At 41.0% G+C, this 18,447-nt stretch carries 20 protein-coding genes; 12 read left to right on the top strand and 8 right to left on the bottom strand.

The features are described from left to right. Positions 1-169: 169 nt before the first annotated feature. Together AC6JA8_RS13665 and AC6JA8_RS13660 are read right to left on the bottom strand one after the other, a co-directional pair. Positions 170-898, bottom strand: coding sequence for an endonuclease I family protein (locus tag AC6JA8_RS13665; protein ID WP_497974290.1), 729 nt, complete (start codon positions 896-898; stop codon positions 170-172). A 172-nt stretch (positions 899-1,070) separates the two neighbouring features. Beyond that, positions 1,071-2,375 carry a replication-associated recombination protein A gene (locus AC6JA8_RS13660; protein ID WP_497974289.1) on the bottom strand — a complete coding sequence of 435 codons (1,305 nt, stop codon included), beginning with the start codon at positions 2,373-2,375 and terminating at the stop codon, positions 1,071-1,073. A gap of 109 nt (positions 2,376-2,484) precedes the next feature. Between AC6JA8_RS13660 and rpsU the strand changes: the two genes are divergently transcribed. The 5 genes from rpsU (at position 2,485) to AC6JA8_RS13635 (ending at position 6,881) form a co-directional block, all read left to right on the top strand. Continuing rightward, positions 2,485-2,715 carry a 30S ribosomal protein S21 gene (gene rpsU / locus AC6JA8_RS13655; protein ID WP_407079773.1) on the top strand — a complete coding sequence of 77 codons (231 nt, stop codon included), beginning with the start codon at positions 2,485-2,487 and terminating at the stop codon, positions 2,713-2,715. 81 nt (positions 2,716-2,796) lie between these two features. Further along, positions 2,797-3,069, top strand: coding sequence for a 4a-hydroxytetrahydrobiopterin dehydratase (locus AC6JA8_RS13650; protein ID WP_497974288.1), 273 nt, complete (start codon positions 2,797-2,799; stop codon positions 3,067-3,069). 68 nt (positions 3,070-3,137) lie between these two features. After that, positions 3,138-4,574, top strand: coding sequence for a serine hydrolase domain-containing protein (locus tag AC6JA8_RS13645; RefSeq protein WP_497974287.1), 1,437 nt, complete (start codon positions 3,138-3,140; stop codon positions 4,572-4,574). A gap of 20 nt (positions 4,575-4,594) precedes the next feature. Beyond that, positions 4,595-5,272, top strand: a complete 678-nt coding sequence (locus tag AC6JA8_RS13640) for a phosphatase PAP2 family protein (RefSeq protein WP_497974286.1) — start codon at positions 4,595-4,597, stop codon at positions 5,270-5,272. After that, positions 5,262-6,881, top strand: a complete 1,620-nt coding sequence (locus AC6JA8_RS13635; protein ID WP_497974285.1) for a phosphoethanolamine transferase — start codon at positions 5,262-5,264, stop codon at positions 6,879-6,881. The genes AC6JA8_RS13640 and AC6JA8_RS13635 overlap by 11 nt, the downstream gene beginning before the upstream one ends. Here AC6JA8_RS13635 and AC6JA8_RS13630 read toward each other — a convergent pair whose 3' ends face one another. Both AC6JA8_RS13630 and AC6JA8_RS13625 read right to left on the bottom strand, forming a co-directional pair. After that, positions 6,882-8,183 (bottom strand): TolC family protein, encoded by a 1,302-nt coding sequence (locus AC6JA8_RS13630; protein WP_497974284.1) that lies wholly within the window; start codon positions 8,181-8,183, stop codon positions 6,882-6,884. Between the two features lie 2 nt (positions 8,184-8,185). After that, positions 8,186-8,773, bottom strand: a complete 588-nt coding sequence (locus AC6JA8_RS13625) for an ABC transporter substrate-binding protein (RefSeq protein ID WP_497974283.1) — start codon at positions 8,771-8,773, stop codon at positions 8,186-8,188. Between the two features lie 46 nt (positions 8,774-8,819). Between AC6JA8_RS13625 and AC6JA8_RS13620 the strand changes: the two genes are divergently transcribed. After that, positions 8,820-11,159 (top strand): efflux RND transporter permease subunit, encoded by a 2,340-nt coding sequence (locus AC6JA8_RS13620; protein WP_497974282.1) that lies wholly within the window; start codon positions 8,820-8,822, stop codon positions 11,157-11,159. 4 nt (positions 11,160-11,163) lie between these two features. Here AC6JA8_RS13620 and phhA read toward each other — a convergent pair whose 3' ends face one another. Further along, on the bottom strand, positions 11,164-11,955 hold the full coding sequence (gene phhA / locus AC6JA8_RS13615) for a phenylalanine 4-monooxygenase (protein WP_497974281.1): 792 nt from the start codon (positions 11,953-11,955) through the stop codon (positions 11,164-11,166). Next, positions 11,952-12,377 (bottom strand): hypothetical protein, encoded by a 426-nt coding sequence (locus AC6JA8_RS13610; protein WP_497974280.1) that lies wholly within the window; start codon positions 12,375-12,377, stop codon positions 11,952-11,954. Before AC6JA8_RS13610 ends, phhA begins: the two co-directional genes overlap by 4 nt. 143 nt (positions 12,378-12,520) lie before the next feature. Between AC6JA8_RS13610 and AC6JA8_RS13605 the strand changes: the two genes are divergently transcribed. From AC6JA8_RS13605 to AC6JA8_RS13590, 4 genes are all read left to right on the top strand, one after another. After that, positions 12,521-12,739, top strand: coding sequence for a hypothetical protein (locus AC6JA8_RS13605; RefSeq protein WP_497974279.1), 219 nt, complete (start codon positions 12,521-12,523; stop codon positions 12,737-12,739). A 28-nt stretch (positions 12,740-12,767) separates the two neighbouring features. Next, positions 12,768-12,965: a hypothetical protein gene (locus AC6JA8_RS13600; protein ID WP_102244351.1), complete on the top strand. Its 198-nt coding sequence runs from the start codon at positions 12,768-12,770 to the stop codon at positions 12,963-12,965. A 75-nt stretch (positions 12,966-13,040) separates the two neighbouring features. Beyond that, positions 13,041-13,709, top strand: coding sequence for a response regulator transcription factor (locus AC6JA8_RS13595; RefSeq protein WP_497974278.1), 669 nt, complete (start codon positions 13,041-13,043; stop codon positions 13,707-13,709). 2 nt (positions 13,710-13,711) lie between these two features. Next, positions 13,712-15,163, top strand: a complete 1,452-nt coding sequence (locus tag AC6JA8_RS13590; protein ID WP_497974277.1) for a sensor histidine kinase — start codon at positions 13,712-13,714, stop codon at positions 15,161-15,163. Here the strand turns inward: AC6JA8_RS13590 and AC6JA8_RS13585 are convergent. After that, entirely contained in the window at positions 15,142-15,684 is a 543-nt protein-coding gene (locus AC6JA8_RS13585) for a hypothetical protein (protein WP_497974276.1), read from the bottom strand. The two genes, AC6JA8_RS13590 and AC6JA8_RS13585, sit on opposite strands and share 22 nt — an antisense overlap. A gap of 208 nt (positions 15,685-15,892) precedes the next feature. Here AC6JA8_RS13585 and AC6JA8_RS13580 point away from each other — a divergent pair, with 208 nt between their 5' ends. Together AC6JA8_RS13580 and AC6JA8_RS13575 are read left to right on the top strand one after the other, a co-directional pair. Further along, positions 15,893-16,378: a hypothetical protein gene (locus AC6JA8_RS13580; protein ID WP_497974275.1), complete on the top strand. Its 486-nt coding sequence runs from the start codon at positions 15,893-15,895 to the stop codon at positions 16,376-16,378. A gap of 8 nt (positions 16,379-16,386) precedes the next feature. Then, entirely contained in the window at positions 16,387-17,100 is a 714-nt protein-coding gene (locus AC6JA8_RS13575) for a YceI family protein (RefSeq protein WP_497974274.1), read from the top strand. Positions 17,101-17,136: 36 nt separating this feature from the next. Here AC6JA8_RS13575 and tyrS read toward each other — a convergent pair whose 3' ends face one another. Next, positions 17,137-18,408: a tyrosine--tRNA ligase gene (gene tyrS / locus AC6JA8_RS13570; protein ID WP_497974273.1), complete on the bottom strand. Its 1,272-nt coding sequence runs from the start codon at positions 18,406-18,408 to the stop codon at positions 17,137-17,139. Positions 18,409-18,447 lie beyond the last annotated feature (39 nt).

The following is an 18,447-nucleotide window of genomic DNA, read 5'->3' as shown; positions in this document are numbered from 1 at the left end:
CCTTTGTTGAAAAGTTAAGAGCAGGTGGAATTTAATAGAAGCCATTAGACTTGGCCAATAGAAAGTATTAGTTTGGACTAATAAAATACTTACAGATTTCTTGAGATTCTTACTTGCCTATGGGAGTCATAAAGACATCATAGGCAAGTTTTATTGAGGACTTAGCGGATTAAAAGTCTGAAATTTGGTCGATTAGCTCTGGGTGATCGATAAATGGGTTGCGGTTCCCTTGAAGTTTTTCGATCGCGTTGTTACGTGCCATTTCAGCATCATCAACTGGGTCCAGGTGGTTCCATCTTCTTAGGAACTCTTCCTGAGCGTCTCCAATCGGCATTTTATAACGGATAGAGAAGTAGAAGATAGCGCGAGCTACGTTTCCTTTATGCGACGTTGGTGGTTCGAAATAAGTGTGCCCACCAGATGTCACAGAAGCTCCTGAACGGCTAGCATCACAGTTAGAAAGGTTTTCGTTTTTCACTACGTCAGCGAATTCGAAGTTTCCTCTTGTTGAGTTAGCTTTTGAGTCTGTTGGGAAAAGGTGGTGAAGGTCTGATTTTTGAAGTTCGTTAGGGAATGCTTTAGTGAATTTAGATTGTGGCCAAGTGTGCTCACAGTTAAGCTGGTTTTGGTCTGGCATGTTTCCTGGACCAACACCTTTTGTGTAATTGATTTCGCAGTATAGGTCTTTTACGAAATACCCTTCAGGTCCTTTCTCAAGGTGAAGTTGTCCGAATAAAGCTTTTTTTGCTGGATTGTAACCAAGGGCCTTGTGGTTTTTCATCGCAATTTTAAAAAGGTCTAGCTTAAGGGCGTCATCTTTCGGGTTTGGTGCAAAAGCGAAAGCGTTAAATGAAATAAAGCTCGCCAGTAAGAAAATCATTTTAAAATTTTTCTTCATTCGTCATTCCTTTGATTGTGTTGAGGCACACGAAAAGTCTAAGAGAACAATATTAGAATGACTAATATTTTTTATTAGGATTTAGTTAAAAATTACGAATGTAAGATTTTTTTTTGTCCCGAAAACTCTGGTGTGCGAAGTAAAAATGTCCAGTGGACATTTTTTTTCGGGACTATTTCAGAGAATCTAGGCGCTTTTTGATCCCTTCTTCACGACCCTCTGTAGTTGGTTCGTAAAACTTAGGAGTTCCCATTGGAGAATAGTCCTGTTTTACCCAATGATTGTCGTACGAATGTGGATACAAATAAGGTTTTGAATGAGGAGGTGGATAGTTTCTCAAGTGATTGGGAACCTCAATTGTTCCCTGCGATCTGACATATTCAAGCGCTTGATCTATCGCAAGATAAGCAGCATTACTTTTAAATGTTGAAGCTAAATAAGTTGTCGCGTGCGCCAAAATAATTCTCGCTTCCGGCATCCCGATTTGGGAAACAGCGTGAAGGGCATTGGTTGCAAGGGTTAAAGCTGTTGGGTCGGCATTGCCCACATCTTCACTGGCAAATATCACTAAGCGACGGGCGATAAAAACTGGATCTTCTCCACCATCAATCATGACAGCTAACCAAAGAATGGCCGCCTGTGGATCACTTCCGCGCATACTTTTAATGAAAGCAGAAATCACATCGTAATGACGGTTGCCACCTTTATCAAAAGCGCGGGCATTGTCGATAATGAGCTGTTTTACAGTTTCTTTCGTAGGGTTTTCTAATTCGAGTGTCGCCTCAAGTGAGTTGAGTGCCACACGCGCATCTCCTCCAGCATAACTGGCAAGAACTTTTACCAGTTCAGGCGAGAGAGTGAGTCCACTTTTTTTGAGTGCGTTTGCCAGGATTGTTTCAATCGCTTCAGCACTAAGAATTTTTAATTCAATAATGTGCATGCGAGACAGAAGTGCTTTGTTCACTGAAACGCGAGGGTTTTCAGTCGTAGCTCCAATGAGTGTAAATGAGCCGACCTCTATATAAGGGAGAAGAGCGTCTTGTTGGGCCTTATTAAAACGGTGAATCTCATCAATAAAGATAATCGAATACCGTCCGGTGCTCTCTTTGATCTTCTGGGTTTCAGCAATGATCTTCTTGAGATCAGCAACTCCACCTAAAACAGCGTTAAATGTATAAAATTCCTTTCCTGAAAGCTTCGCCAGGAGGCGGGCCAGGGTGGTTTTCCCGGTTCCCGATGGCCCAAAGAGGATCAGGCTAGGGAAATTTTTTTGCCTCAGGTAGGGGTACTTTTGAAAAATTTCTGAATGTCCGATAAACTCAGAGAATTCCTCTGGGCGGATACGGTGGGCCAGGGGAGCATTTTCCCCATCATTATAGTCTGGTTCATAGGTTTTAGACGTGGATTTGCCCGAGGAAGTGATCTCTTCATCTTCCGCAAGCTCTGTGTCAAATAGTGAAGTTTGCTTTTTTACCACGGTACGCCTAAAAGTCATTGACTCTAAATCGGCGTTATCTTACAGTGATGGAACTTTTTTATCTACAACTTTTGTAGTCCTAATGCCAAGAAAAGGGAGGTGACTTAAAATGGCTCAAGATCCACAATCAGCAATTACAGTTATGATCGACGAAAGATCTGGTGTAGAGCGTTCTCTGAAGAAATTCAAAAGAATGTGTGAATCATTTGGTGTTGTACGCGAGTACAGAAAACGCCAAGAGTACAAAAAACCTTCTGTTAAGCACAAGGAAAAAACCGAAGCTGCAGACAAGAGAAGAAAGAAAACTGCTATGAAATCAACGAGAGTATCTAAATACTAGTCGTCGTTTCTTAGACAAATTCTAAAAAATTGTACAAAATTAAAAGGCTCCGAATGGGGCCTTTTTTTTTGGGGTCATGAAATGGAAAAATCACAAGTCACAGAAAATTTAAAAGCACTCAATGGATGGAGCTATGACGAAGCTTCAAAGTCGATTCAAAAAGAGTTCACTTTTAAGAGCTATTTAAAAACCATTTCTTTTGTTAACACTATCGCTTGGTTCGCTAACCGCGACAACCATCACCCTGACCTGGAAGTGAGCTTCGGTCGCTGCCTGGTAAAACTCACAACTCACGATGCAGGAGGAGTCTCTGAAAAGGATTTCTCTCTGGCAAAATGTATCGACTCTCTGTAAAAAACACAAAAAATCTATTAATTTTATTGGGAGAGTGATAAATCTTCACCATTGTTTATGGGGGATTTATGAAGGTTGTTGCATTAGCACTTTCTCTTTTATCACTGAACGCCTGGGCCATCTCGAAAGAGGATGTCGGCGTACTCAACGAATTGTTTATCAAGACCATTGAGAAAAACGAAAAGAGAGCACACACAGGTGTGGCCGTTTCAGTTTTCACTGCCAATGAAATCATCATGCAAAAAGGCTACGGTTTTGCTGATGCCCAAAAAGAAACTCCCGTTACAAACCGCACAGCTTTCGCCATTGGTTCAACCACTAAGGCCTTTACGTCTCTTGGGCTTAAGCTTTTAGAAAATGAAGGGCATTTAAAACTGACAGATAAAGTCTCTGGGCACTTGATTGATTTCCAACTCGCCAATCAAAAAATAAGCGAGCAAGTGACGATCGAAGATTTACTCTCTCATCGCATTGGTCTTCCTCGCCATGACTTCGCCTGGTATTTAACAGACTTTACTCAGGATGATCTTTATTCACGTCTTAAGTATTACAATTTCCCTGCTGGAGCAGAAGAGAAGTTTCGCAAAACTTTTGAGTACAACAACCTGATGTACATGGTGGCCGGAAAGGTGATCGAGGAGTCTTCTGGAAAAAGCTGGTCTGATTATATTCAACAGGCAGTGCTTAATCCTTTGGAGATGAAAGACACATCGTTTGGAAAAGCAAAAGCGGGTCTGGATGTAGCGACTCCTTACTTGCATGATAAAGCGATTGCTTATAAAGAAATTTCTAACATTGCTTCTGCCGGAAATATGTATTCAACAACAACAGATATGACGAAATGGATTCAGTCTTTTCTGCAAAAGAAGTGGAAGGGGATTGATGATCTGACGAATGCAAGAATTGGTCTGGATAATGAAAACCCCGATTTAAAATACGGCTACGCTTTGGGGTGGATGACTAATACAATGACCCCAAAGATTTCATGGTTTTTTCACGGCGGGAACATCGATGGTTTCTCGGCCATGGTTCTTTTTTCGTACGAACTCAATGTGGGAATCGTCGTCCTGGTTAATGACAACGCTTCTGAATTAAATGACCTTCTGGTGACTGATTTACTTCGTTATGAAATACTTCGCAAACCAGTAGACAAAGATTTTAACTCAATTAAAAAGCGCTTCTTGTTTCCGAAGCTGGATCAAATTAATCTTGCATCTTTATCTTTGAATACAAAAAGTGAAAAGGTCATGGATGAAGTGACGTTATTTGAAAATCCAGGATACGGAGTTTTAAAAACATTTTCAAAAGATGGAAAAGACTATCTCGCTTACTTCAAAAATGTTTGGGAGATCAAAGAAATAGTAGATGACACTTTCAATTATTCTTTTCCTTTGGAAATTGCCGGCCAGACTTACGAATACCCGATGCTGATAGAGCAGGGAAAAATTTCAATTCCTTTTCAACCTGGCACACCTTTTGTGGAATTTAGCTTAACAAAGGAATAAGAGACTTCTATGATTGAGGCATGACATTTCACAGGCCTCAAAATAAGGAACCATTATTCCTCATCGTCGGATTAACTCTGGCCATGGTTCTTATTCACAATAAGGGAATAGACTTTTTGGTGGCAGGACACTTCTTCTCTGAAGGAAAATGGATCTTCCGCGATAATTTTTTTCTGGAAAAAATTCTTCACAAGGGCGGAGTGATTTTCACTCAGCTCTGTTTGGTAGCCTTAATATTCTTCAGAATCAAAGACAGACAAGATTTGTTCAAAAAACATTATCTCAATGTTGTTTTGATCTCGACTATACTTTCAATTATCAGCGTTTTCTTATTAAAAAGAGTGACGACTTTTCCTTGTCCGTGGAGCTCGCAGGCCTTTTTAGGCCAGCATCCCTTGCTTCCTTATAGAATGCTTTTTGCCTCGGATTACCCCAAGGGACACTGTTTCCCTGCCGGGCATTCTTCGGGAGGGTATGCTTTTTTATCTTTATATTTCGCTTACACATTTATTTACGGCAAAAGAAATTTCCGTGCATTAATCCCGGGACTTTTTTTAGGCCTTGTTTTTGGAATAACCCAACAACTTCGCGGCGCTCATTTTTTATCCCATGACCTGGCGACTATTATCGTCTGCATTTTTGTTTCATGGTTAACAATATGGTGCTATTATTCTTATAGTAATAAAGATGAAACTTAAAACGACAACTGCGAAACTTCTACTGATCGTTTCGCTTTCTTTTACACTCTTCTACAATTTTACTTTCTTTAAGAAAGTTCTCGCAGTGTATTCTTTTAGCGGCATGAACATCGTCTTCATTGCCTCTCTTTTTATTTTTCTATGGGCCGCCATTCACTTGTTTCTCACTCTCTTGCGGGCAAAATTCTATGATAAGCCGTTATTAATAGTGCTTTTTTTCTTAAGCACTATGGCCGCTTATATGATGGACAGCTTTGGTATCGCCATTGATGATGTGATGCTTTTGAATGTGGTTAAGACCGATGCCAAAGAATCTTTAGATCTTATGACCTGGAGACTTGGGATTTATCTTTTGTTGCTCTTTGTGCTTCCTTCAATCGTCATTTTTTTCACTCAGATCGAATATAAAGATACCAAAACTCAGTTGTGGTCCCGATTCAAAGGCGTGGCCTTATCATTGCTGGCGATTATCCTGGTTGTGGCCCCGATGGGAAAATTTTACGCTTCGTTTTTTAGAACGCAAAAGCCTATCCGCTATTACACTAATCCGACCTACTACTTATACTCGATGGGAAAATTTAGTACCAGTTTCGTGAAGAATCCTCAAAAGGAATTAGAAGCTCTGGGAAGGGATTCTATTATTCCAGCGGGAGATCCAGACAGAGAGCTTATCATTTTAGTTGTTGGTGAGACGGCCAGAAGAGATCATTTTTCACTTAATGGGTATGAGAAAGAAACCAACCCACTTCTTAAAAAAGAAAACGTAGTGAGTTTTACGAATGTGACTTCATGTGGAACTTCAACTGCTGTGTCAGTTCCTTGTATGTTTTCTCATTTTGGACGCAAAGATTTTAGTGTTGATAAAGGAATGGGGACTGAGAATCTTTTAGATGTACTGTCTCACACAAAAGCTGTGAATATTCTCTGGAGAGATAACAACTCTGACTCAAAGGGTGTCGCCAAGAGAATTAAGTACGAAGACTATAAATCATCATCGACTAATACTATCTGTGATCCTGAGTGCCGCGATGTGGGCATGTTGGTAGGGCTTCAGGAATATATTGATAAAGTTAAAGAGCAGGACGTGTTGATTATTCTTCACCAGATGGGAAATCACGGGCCGGCCTATTACAAACGTTACCCGAAGGAATTTGAAGTTTTCACACCTGTTTGTAAAACGAATGAACTTTCAAAATGCACGAACGAAGAAATCAGCAATGCCTATGACAATGCTATTCTCTATACCGATTTTTTCCTTTCGAAAGTTATCGAGTTTTTAAAAGCAAACAGCCATAACTTCAATACCGGAATGCTCTATATTAGTGATCATGGAGAGTCGTTAGGTGAAAATGGAGTGTACCTTCATAGTATGCCTTATATGATCGCTCCAAAGGCGCAGATCGAAGTGCCTATGATAATGTGGTTTGGCGGGCACATGGCACGCGAAACAAATTATGTGGGTCTTCGTCGCTTAACAAATGAGCCATACTCACACGATAATATCTTTCATACTATTTTAGGAATGATGGAAGTAAAATCATCGGCCTACGTCCCAGAGTTGGACATTCTCCACGGGATTCACATTCAACCGGAAATTCAGAAAAAATAATTATTTTAGAGCAGGGTCGAACTCAGCACCGGCCTCGTAAGAGAGTTCGGCCAGTTTTAGCTCATAGTTGTAAACAGCTTCAACGAATTGTTGATAAACTTGAGCTTTGAGAGTGTAAGACTCGATGATGTCTTTTGCAGGAGTGATCCCAAGAGCAACACCGGAAGCGATATTGTTTAAAAGTTTTTTTGATGTTTTATAAGACTGTTCTAATTCGCTGGCCTTCTTTTGTGCTTCCATCAGGTCCAGGTAGATCTTTTCCATTTGGATTGGAAGATTTTTAATGGCGAAGTTTTGTTGCGCCTTAACTGTTTCAAGTTCAATGCGTGCATTGCTAATGTTGCTCGACTTGATACCAAAATCAATATCCCAGATCAGGCCAATGCCGATAGAAAAATCCGATTTATTGTATGGGTCATAAGCAAATTTAGAGCTCTGTTCTGTCGAATGAGGAGTATTCTTCCAGTCAAAAGATGAAAAGAGTCCAATCACCGGGAGTTGAGATTTTTTCTCACCAGTTAAGAATTTTGTTTTAGCATCGACACCAAGATTTGCTCTTTGTAAGTCGATGTTGGTGTTGCCCAGGTTTTTATTAATTGATTCAAGAGTTGGGACTTCTCTTTGATTGAATTCAATCCAGTCTTGTTCAACTGTTGGATTGTCGTCTTGAGAAATGAATTTTAAACCAAGCAGGGCCTGGGCCAGGCCTTTTTCAATTTCGTATTTCTTAACTTGAGCAAGAGAGCGGAAAAGAACCAGCTTGGTCAGGTCTTCGTTCTTTGCTTTTTTATTGTCTTTCATGTCGGCGATGACTTCATCCAGGTCCTTAAGTGTTGAACCGGCAAAATCATTAAGGCTAGCCGCATATTGGTATCCGTAGAAGTACTCTTTTACTTTTTTTATCAGCGTGGCCTGCTTCTTTTGTACTTCAAGTTCTTTAACTTTCAGGTTGCCTTGAGCGGCTTCATGCATGTCTTTTTCGCGGTTGAAAGCGTAAAGAGGAATCTTTAATTGGATTTCCGCCATGTACGTGTAAGTGTCAATGCGGCTAGATTGTTGTGAAGCAAGTGGAGTTCCTGTCACTGATTTATTAGGGCCAATACCACTGACTAGCGAAAGCCTCGGGCGGAATTCGCCATCGATGCGATCAAAAAGCACATTGGCCTTGTCGACTTCAAATTGCTCAATTTTAACTTCCGGGTGAACTTTCGCTTTTTCAATAAGTTCCTTTAACTGATAAGGCCTGGCCTCAGCAGCTGTAAGAGTGAAGAGCGATGTGAAGAAAAAAAGAGTTTTGAACATCGTTATGATTTCTTCTTTTCGTTAAGGGCCTTTACGCGTTTATTGATCATATCTTTAACGCCAGCCCATCCTTTTTCTTTGAGAGTTTTTGCCATTTTGTCATTGATCGTTTTGACCCATGATTCATCATCAATCGAGACGTCGATCACTTTCCAATCGTTACCACTTTTTAGCAGTTGGTAACTTACATCTGTTTTTTCCCCTTTTTTAGCAACCGTTGAAGGCACTGTTGCTTTGTTGCCGTCAACTAAAGTCGACTTATAAGTGATCTTTACTCCTTGAAGGAATTCAGGAGCTTTTGGGTAAACAGTCTTTGTGATGATTTCTTTAATGCTCTCTTCAAACCACTTTAAATCGGCCGCAGATCTTTTGTTTGCTTCTGCCCCAAGGATGTTCATCGACATTTGTTTAAAGTCGAAATGAGAGTCCAGTTCGCTTTTTGTTTTTGGGTTGTTAAGTGGGTTTTCTTTTTGAGCGAGAGAGAAAATATTTTGGATTAAAACTTCCGGTGCAGCCTCTGTTTGGGCTTTGACGAATAGGGGAACTAAAAGTAAAAAGGTGAAAATAATCTTCATAGATTTTGCCTTCATAAAATGACAATTTTTATGGGGTCAATATAGAAACAAAAGGGTGCCAATGTCTATCCTAAAATGGAATTTAAAGAATATTTATATCCTGCCCATTATTGCTTTGATTTTAAGCGTTTGGGGAGCCTTACAGGCCCCTAAATTGAAAGTAAACATGGACCTTTCGGGGCTTCTGTCAGACACCAACCCGGCCGTTGTAGAAATGAACCACGTTTCAGAGATTGTTGGGGGCGGGGGGTACCTGATTGCCCTTGTGGGGCCGATGGCCTCGCCGGAAAAGAAACTTCCACAAATTACCGAGGCCATTAAAGACATTCCACATATTAAATACTCTTATTACGAACGCGAAACATACGCACTTAAAGACAAAGCGCTTTACCTGATTAGCAAAAAAGAATTTAAAAAACTCAACGAACACGCCCTGGTCCTTTTTTCTGATAAGAAGGTCGACACGACGGGGTTGGACCTTTTTGATGAAGGGGACAATTCAGAAGATGTGGCCGAAGCAAAGAAGTTTTTTGAAACGTTAAGAAAGACTGTGCCTCAAGATCGCTATTTTTTATCCCAAGATAAACTCTATGCCATGTTGTTAATTAAGCCAGACTTTGGTTCAACGGATTTAGAGTCGAGTGAAGTGCTGGTGAAAAAAGTGGAGGAGGCCATCAATAAATTGAGCGGGCCAAAAATCCCTTATCACCTGAGTGGACGATACGTTGAAAAGATCCAGGATAAAGAACAGTTTGACCGCGACATTGCTAAGACGTCGATTATTTCGACAGTGCTTTTGATTATCGTGCTTTTTTTTGGTTTGGGCTCGATGAGAGCGGGATGGTTTACTCTTGCCGGTGTTTTCATGGCCATGGGACAAACTGTGGGGTTAGCTTATCTTATTGTTGGACGAATCAATATTCTTACCGGGTTCTTGCTGGCGATTCTTTCAGGTCTTGGGTCTGAGTACGGGATTCACTTCGTGCGCAGGTATTTTAAAGAAAGACAGCATGGCAAAGACCGCGATACGGCGATTGAAGAAACATACCTGGTAATGGGGCGCTCGCTTTTTTCAGCGGCCATTACTTCGGCCTGTGCATTTTTTATTCTTTCGATTTCAGACTTCAGAGGTTTTTCTGAATTAGGGATGATTGCCGGACTTGGGGTTGTTTGTATTTATTTTACTTTCATGTGTATTTTTCCGCTCGGAGCACGCCTTCTTCCGCACAAAACAGAAGGGCACATTCAAGAGAAATTCTCGCGCTTCTTCTACGCTTTTCCTTTTAAGACGAAGTACATTTACTGGTATGCACTGTTGATTCCTATTATGGGGTATGGTGTTTACAACGCTTACTTTGAATTTGATTTTGAAAGACTTCATAATTTTTCGAAGAAAACTCAAGAGATCAATAAACTCACTGACGATCTTTACGGCAGGGCCATCACGCCTTCGGCCATCCTGACTCGCGATATGGAGCAAGTAAAATCTCTGGAGTCATGGCTGAACAATGATGAAAACTCTCACGTCGTTCATCAGGTTATTTCTTATAACACTCTGGTGCCGGATGATATGCAGAGCCGATATAAGCGCATTCAAAAGATTAAAGCAGAAGTCGATAAAATTTCACCGGAAGAGCTGGAAGAAAAATCTGGAATGAAATACAACCAGGTTCAAAAATGGCTGACGACAAAACCTTATGGTGATGAACTTGTCCCTAAATCTTTAGGAGACAACTTCGGCCCGGATAAAAATATCCTCCTGGTTTTTCCTAAAGAGAGACAAGGGACTTATGAAAATATCAATCGTTATGCAGAAGTCTTGTTAAAAGCAAAAAAGTTTTTTCCGGGAATGGAAGTTGGCTCTGATACATTGGTCTTCTCGGCCATTTTAAATCACATTATCGAAGACGGGAAAATCGTCTTGGTTCTTTTCTTAGTTGGAGCTTTTTTTGTGTTCTGGCCGGATTTCAAAAGTATTCGTTATGCCATGATTCTGGAAGGGCAGCTGGTCATTGGATGTCTTTTCCTGATTGCCTTAATGGGATTAGTGGATGAGCCGTTTACGATTCTAAACGTGGCGATTATTCCGGCGGTACTCGCAGCGGGAATTGATATGGGTGTTCACCAGATTCACGATGAGATTGAGCATCAAGGGCAGCCACTTCGCTGGGGGAAAAAGCGCGGAGAAGCACTTTCTGCGGCCAAGAGAATTTCGGGCCCGGTGCACATGGGGATGCTGACATCTATCTGTGGTTTCGGAGCGCTTTTAACTGCTGAAGCAAAAATGCTTCAGGGAGTAGGGTGGATTTCCATCATGGGACAAGTGGCGATGTACCTGGTGTGTATGGTTCTTTTCCCGACGATCAAAGATTATATTTACTCGTTTAGAAACGGAAAATAATCTTTTACTCTTTCTTTTTCTTCTCGAACTTCGGTGGGAAATCGGGAAGTAAAAAAGACTCCTGGGCCATCTTTAGCGGATCGAGTGAGATCAGCTTAAAGAGGTCGTCAAAGCTATTAATCACATAATAAATGGGCTGAAGGATATCGATACGAAACGGTGTCCTCAGCGCATCCATTGGGTCCAAAGGATTCCTTTGTGCAATATCACTTTCAACAGAGTAGATGACTTCTGATTTCGACGAGAGGATTCCTCCTCCGTATGCTTTCATTTGTCCGTCTTCTTTAATCAAACCAAATTCAATCGTAAACCAAAAGAGGCGAAACATGCGCATCTGGGTTTTTCGGTCTGCTTTTAAAGCAAGCTTCCCATACTGGTGCATGAATTCAGCGTAAGGAGCATTGGTTAGAAGCGGGCAGTGTCCAAAGAGTTCGTGAAAAACATCCGGCTCCTGGATATAGTCGATATCCTCTGGAGTGCGGATAAAGTTTGCTGCCGGAAATCTTTTTTTAGAAAGTAGAGTGAAAAATTGCTCCGGTTGAATAAGTGCTGGAACAGGTTCGACTCCCCAGCCGGTATGCTGGGTCAGGATGTCGGTGATTTCAAAATGCTGAGGAATATGATCGCCAAACTTCAGGTGTTCAACGCCTTTTAAAAACTCTTTTGAGGCGCGGGTCTTTACCAGTTCTTTTTGCCTGTTTAATAAAAATTTCCATGTATCGTTTTCAGTCTGCGAGTAATGGGCACGTCCTTCATGATCCAGAGGGAGTGATTCATAAACGTGCTTTTTTTTCATGACAGTTCTCGCTTGTAGATAGGACGCCTAAGGGAAAACATCGCCAGAAGCGCAGGGTAGAGTAGTTTATCCATCAGGACGTTTCCAGTAGAGAAATCAATATCGTCGATGATGATGCATTCATTTTCACCAGTCTTTTTAATTTTATGAATGTGAGTCCAGCTTTTGATGGGAGCTGGAGTGACTACGCCGCGATCGATGAAATAAATTTCAGTGTCATCCTGGTAAAAATCAGTGATGTGACTAACCCATTTTTTTCCAGAGACTATGAGGTGAACTTCATCGCCTTTTTTGCAGCCATCAAATCGTTCAACCTCCAGGCTTACTGCTGGTGGTTTGAGCTTTTTAAATAGCTCCAGGTCAAAACGTGCAAAGACGGCTTTATAGTTTTTAGCGATAGGTGTTTGGATGGTTAATTTCATTGATTGTTTCTCGGCAAAAAAGGGTTAAAAAGTGAATTTTTTCAAGGATTAATACAGATGATTTTGCTCAGGTATGGGCGGGATTAAAATTTTTTAATCTCAGCTAAATCTCTTTTTAATGTTTGGCACCGATACTAAAGGACATGAAAACGATACTCATGTTTATCTTCACCGTTTTTGTGGCCATTGCTCTAGGAGAGGATTCGTCACAAAGAGCTTTCCCAGGGGGAAGCAAGATGCGTGAAAGTAAGAGTACCAAGGCCTACAAGAAAGCGAAAGAGGCGTGCTTAAAAGGTGACGCCGAACTTAAGGGCAAAAAATTGACTGAGTGTATTGTTAATTATCAAAAGGAAGCAAAATAATTTGCTTCTCATATACCTAGGGAGTGTTATGAAATCTTTACTATTAATCGCTATGACTATCGTTTCAGTTTCTGCTTTTGCTGAGCACCACGAAAAAGACGCTCACAAAGCTGCTATGGAAGCTTGTGCAAAAGAACACAAAGGTGACAAAGCTAAAATCGAAGCTTGCGTTGCTGAAAAAACAAAAGCTCCAGCTACAGAAGCTGCTCCAGCTCCAAAAAAATAGTCTCCACATAAATTTTGGACATTATTCAGGGGAACTCATTGAGTTCCCCTTTTTATATCTCTATACTGTATAACCATGAGAATATTAATTGTTGAAGACCAGCCGAAAATGGCAAGCTTTATCAAAAAGGGTCTAGTGGCCCAAGGGTACATGGTTGATGTATCTGAAACAGGATCAGGGGCCGAGAGTCTGGTTTGTGAAAACGAATACGACCTTGTCGTTCTTGATGTCAATCTTCCGGATCAAAACGGAATGGACACCGCCAGGCACTTAAGAAGAGACGGCTACCGCATGCCGATTCTTATGCTCACGGCACTCTCAACAACGAAAGATAAAATTAATGGACTCGATTCAGGTGCAGATGATTATCTAACAAAACCTTTTGAGTTTGAAGAGCTTCTCGCTCGTATTAGAGCGCTTCTAAGAAGAAACCATGGAACAGAGAGCTCGAAGCTTCGTTTCGGCGATATCGAACTAGACCTGGTTCAAAGAAAAGTGGTGAGAGACCAGAAAGAAGTGACATTAACGGCAAAAGAATTTTCTCTGCTTGAATATTTTATGCGCAACCCGGGACGCCCGATTACCAGAGTGGAAATCAGTGAACATGTCTGGGATGTTAATTTCGACACCAACACCAATGTTATTGATGTTTACATCAATATGCTGAGAAAAAAAATCGATACACCTTTTGACAAGAAAATGATCCATACCATGGTTGGGTATGGTTATATCTTAAAAGAGTAACTATGTTTTTTTGGCAGAAGATCAGTTTAAAACTGAGGCTGAGTTTACTTTTCGGTCTCATTTTTACCGGTATGCTATCGGGCTTCTGTTATATTCTTTACACTCAATTCTCCAAGCTTCAAATCGCCGAGTTCGATACCAGTTTATATAATTACGCAGTCGATGTGGCCGAATCTTTAGATGTGGATAAATATGGTGACGTTGAGTTTGATTCGACTATTTTAAAACTCAATGAAAAGATCCTGCCATTTACTTTAAAAAACAGTTTTATTTCGGTGATGGATATTAACGGCAACGTTATTGAAACCAGACCGCATTTACATGAAACGCAAATCTCCCGCTTAAATGAAGGAGTTGTTGCCCGCGTCCTTAAAAATGGAGCGAGCTTCTCGACGATGGTGAATGAAAAAGTTCCCTACCGAGTGATTAACTATCTCTTGCCCGTACTACAAAAAGATACCCCGCTTATTCTTCAAATCGCTGTGCCTGAAACAGATTTTTTAGTGATTAACCGCAATTTAGTTAAGTTCTTTTATATCAGCGTTCCTATCATGCTTTTGGTTTCCTTGATGATTGGTTATTTTTTCGTCGGTCGCGCTCTAAGGCCGATGATGATGATTATTGCCAAAACTAAAGAAATCGAAGTCACTAATCTGGAAGAGCGCGTGCCAGTGCCTCAGAGCAAGGGGGAGATCTGGCAGCTTGCTGATACCATTAACCATCTTCTGAGCCGATTGAATGAAGCTTTTGATGCCCAGGATAGGTTTATTCAGGATGCTTCTCACCAACTTAAAACTCCACTGGCCATCATGAAAGGAGAGTTGGAAGTTTTTATTTCAGAAAAACGTTCAGAAGCAGAGATGACTCGTTTTATGGAGAGCATTTCTCAGGAAATTAATTTCCTGACAAAGTTAACTAACAACCTTTTAATTCTTGCCCGCGTTGATAGTGGAGCGAGCAATTTAACATTTACAAAAAATCGTCTGGATGAAGTGGTGTTGGGTCAGGTTTCGAGACTTTCAAAGCTTGCCAACATGAAGAAAATTTCACTGCACCTGGATTTTGATTCTTTCTATCAAGCATCAGAGGATGAACTCTCAGTCATGTGCGACCGCGATTTATTGGGAGTGCTTTTTTACAACCTGATTGAAAACGCTATCAAGTACTCGCCAGAGTCTTCGACAGTGTCTATTACCGGAGAAAGTAAAGAAGGAGTGCTTCGCGTGCGCGTTTCTGATGAAGGGGAAGGAATTGAAGAGGCAGACTTAGAAAAGGTCTTCAGCCGCTTTCACCGCCTGCAAAGCACGGCCACAAAAGCTCAGGGGAGTGGTCTAGGGCTTGCGATCTGTAAAGTTGTTGCCGATTCTTTAGGCGCGCGCATCTACGCTACGAGAAACGAAGCCGCAGGCACATCATTTGTCTTTGAAATTAATCAGGCCGCTTTCGGGCGATAGAAACACTTAATCTTGTCATTGCTATACAGAGTAGAAAATGGCCCAAGCCATGAGTCTTCTTGTACGTGAAAGACAATCTTGTGATCAGTCTTTGGTGTGTTTTTTAAGAAGGTCTTCGGGAAAAGCGCCAGAGGCGAGCTCTCGAAGTGAAATTCAATTTTTTTATCAGACGGGATTTTCCCAGAGTAAAGAGCAGCAAGGCAAATATAAGCTCCATAGTCGTTAGCGTGGATAATAATTTTATCCGATTTGCACTTGGCGATACTTTCAACAAACTCCTGAGCATCAACATTTAGAGCAAATGGGTTGATGTGGCGGTAGTTATTCAGCATTTTTCTATGGCGAGATGAAAGTTGTTTTTTTTCATCAGGGTTAAGATTTAAAAAATCAAATGAAGACATGATCGTTTGATCAAAACTCATTTCTAAAGGCTCAGCATAATAAGACATCAATGTTTTCTTTGTGGCAAAAGAGTCCGCAGAAAAGAATATCTTGCCTTTGAAGTTTGATGACTTGTTCATTGAGGGTCCTTTGCTGGGGTTGGATTAGGGATTCTTCCCTAATATTAAACCCTTTCGGTTGGGGACCTTTAAACTTGAATAAAAAACTCTCATTTTCCAGAAGATTTAAGCACTTGATATTCCAACAATATGTTTTATTTAGTGCCCATATTAGTCCTCAAAACCGCCCTTTTGTTATTGCACCAAAGTTTCTATAATAAGGAACACTATGAAGAGAGTTTTAACTACTAAGTTTTTTATTGCCGTCATTTTTTTCTGTATTGGTTTCCTGACGAACCATTTACTAACTAAGTTAAACCGCATGCCGGTTCAGGTGGTGAAGTCGGAAGACCGTTTTCCAGTTAACCCGGATGATTTTGACCACGAGAAAATGATGGACACCATCTCGCGCATGCAGGAAGAAAGCATGGATATGCGAGGAGCGAGTACCTTGGGGATTATCTCTCAAAGAGAAGATAATAAAAACGTTTATTACGATATTCCGCTAAGAGGGGATGATGGCACTAACCACAAACTCAATGTGGAAATCAAAGACGGCATGATCAAAATTAGCGAAGACATTAAAGACAATTCTAACGGTGTCCTGGAGACTTCATCTGAGCGTATGTTCACGATTGCTCCAGGACTGGATGCTGATAAAGCAGAAGTGATCAATCAAAAAGATAAGATCGTTATCCGCATCCCTAAAAAATAAGGAAAGACATGAAATACCTAACTCTCTTTTTTGCAATGGCCCTGACTTTCTCCGCTCAGGCAAAACAATTTGAGCTGATTAAAGAACACTCGCGCATCGGTTTTGATGTGGATTACATGATGATGACGAAAGTTGAAGGTCAGTTTAAAGACTACCGTGGCTTTTTTGAATTAAATGATAAAGAAGACACGCTTTCAAATGTCAGAGTCGAAATCGTCGGTGAGAGTGTCGATACAAATGATGGGAAAAGAGATTTTCACTTAAAGGGGCATGAATTCTTTTTTGTGGCCAACTATCCGGAGATCACGTTTAAGTCTGCTGGCCCTGTTAAAGTGGCGGCCGGACAAAAATTTAAAATCACCGGAGATTTAACTCTTCGTGGAGTGACTAAATCAGTGACTCTTGAAGGATTGTATAAAGGAAAATTAAAAGATCCTTGGGACAAAGAAAACTATTTCTTCACTCTAAGCGGTGAACTTAACCGCAAAGATTTCGAGATCGTCTGGAACAAACAAATGGACGCGGGCGGGGTTTTAGTAGGAGATGCTGTTCGCCTAATGATTGTTGTTCAGGCACAGGTATTAGGAGAGAAAACACCGTTTTCAACTCACATGGTTCCTAATACTAAAGCGATCCAGGAAAGAAATGATTTAAAGAGAGGGAAGATTAAGAAGCTGACGACTCCGACAGATCCAAACGATCATAAAGCACCAAAAAAATAGATAAAAAAAAGGCCGCAAAATGCGGCCTTTTTTATTTTAAGCAAATTTAATAACACAATAATTCTTTTTACCTTTCCTGATAACCATACAAGTTTCACTGGCAAGGTGAGATTCGTTAATCGCCGTTGTCATCTCAGGCATTGTATCGTTATTTAAGTAAACACCTTTTTGCTCAACAGATCTTCTTGCCTCGCTTTTACTTGGGAAAAGCGGAGTTTTTGCAAGAAGGTCAAGTAGAGGAATTCCCGCTGCAAGTTCAGCGCGAGGGATCTCTACTGATGGAACGTCTTTAAAGATCGCCGTCAGGTCTTTATCTTTTAGGTTGGTGATCTTTTCACCAAAGAAGATTTTTGTCGCGTTTAAAGCGGCATTTAGGCCTTCCTCGCCGTGAACAAGCTCAACTACTTCACTTGCCAGGACTTTTTGGGCTTCACGCAGGTGAGGCTCATTAACTGTCTTGTCTTCAAGCGCTTTAATTTCATCAAGTGAAAGGAACGTAAAGTATTTCAGGTACTTCACGACAGAAGCGTCTTCGCTGTTAAGCAGGTATTGGTACATTTGGTATGGTGAAGTCATTTCCGGGTCAAGGTAGATCGCTGTTCCACCTTCAGACTTACCGAATTTGTTTCCGTTTGAATCTGTTACCAGTGGAATAACTAGACCATACACCTGGCGGCCATCCATTTTACGAGTGTAATCGATACCCGCAGTAATGTTACCCCATTGATCGCCTCCACCCATTTGCAGGATGATGTCGTGGTTTAGTGACAGGTGACGGAAGTCGTAAGCTTGAAGCATTTGGTAGCAGAACTCAGTAAAACTTAGTCCCACTTCTGATTCAAGTCTCTTCTTAACTGATTCCTTCGCGATCATTTCAGAAATTCTGAATTTCTTACCAACGTCTCTTAGGAATTCAAGGAAAGAGAATTTCCCCATCCAGTCGTAGTTGTTAACCATAATCGCCGGATTTTCGCCGTCGAACTTTAAAATTTTCTGGAATTGTTTTTTCTGCGCTTCGATGTTTTCTTTGATGACTTCTTCAGTTAAAAGAACGCGCTCAGTGCTTTTTCCCGAAGGGTCACCGATCATACCAGTCGCTCCTCCAAGAAGGACGTAAGGCTTATGGCCCGCGTTCTGGAAGCGTTTCATCGTGATGATGGCAAAGAGGTTACCAATCTGAAGCGACTTAGCTGTCGGGTCATAACCAATATAAAAAGAAATTTTCTTAGTGTTTAAGAGTTCTTTTAATTCCGGGTTTGACACGTCCGCGATGAGTCCGCGGTCTTCTAGTTCTTGGTAAAAATTCATCTGGATAATCCTTTTCTTAGGTGAGTCAGAATTATCGCA

This window comes from Bacteriovorax sp. HI3, assembly GCF_059738875.1.
The sequence above is the reverse complement of the archived record's forward strand: the minus strand, read 5'-3'. Positions and strand labels throughout refer to the sequence as shown.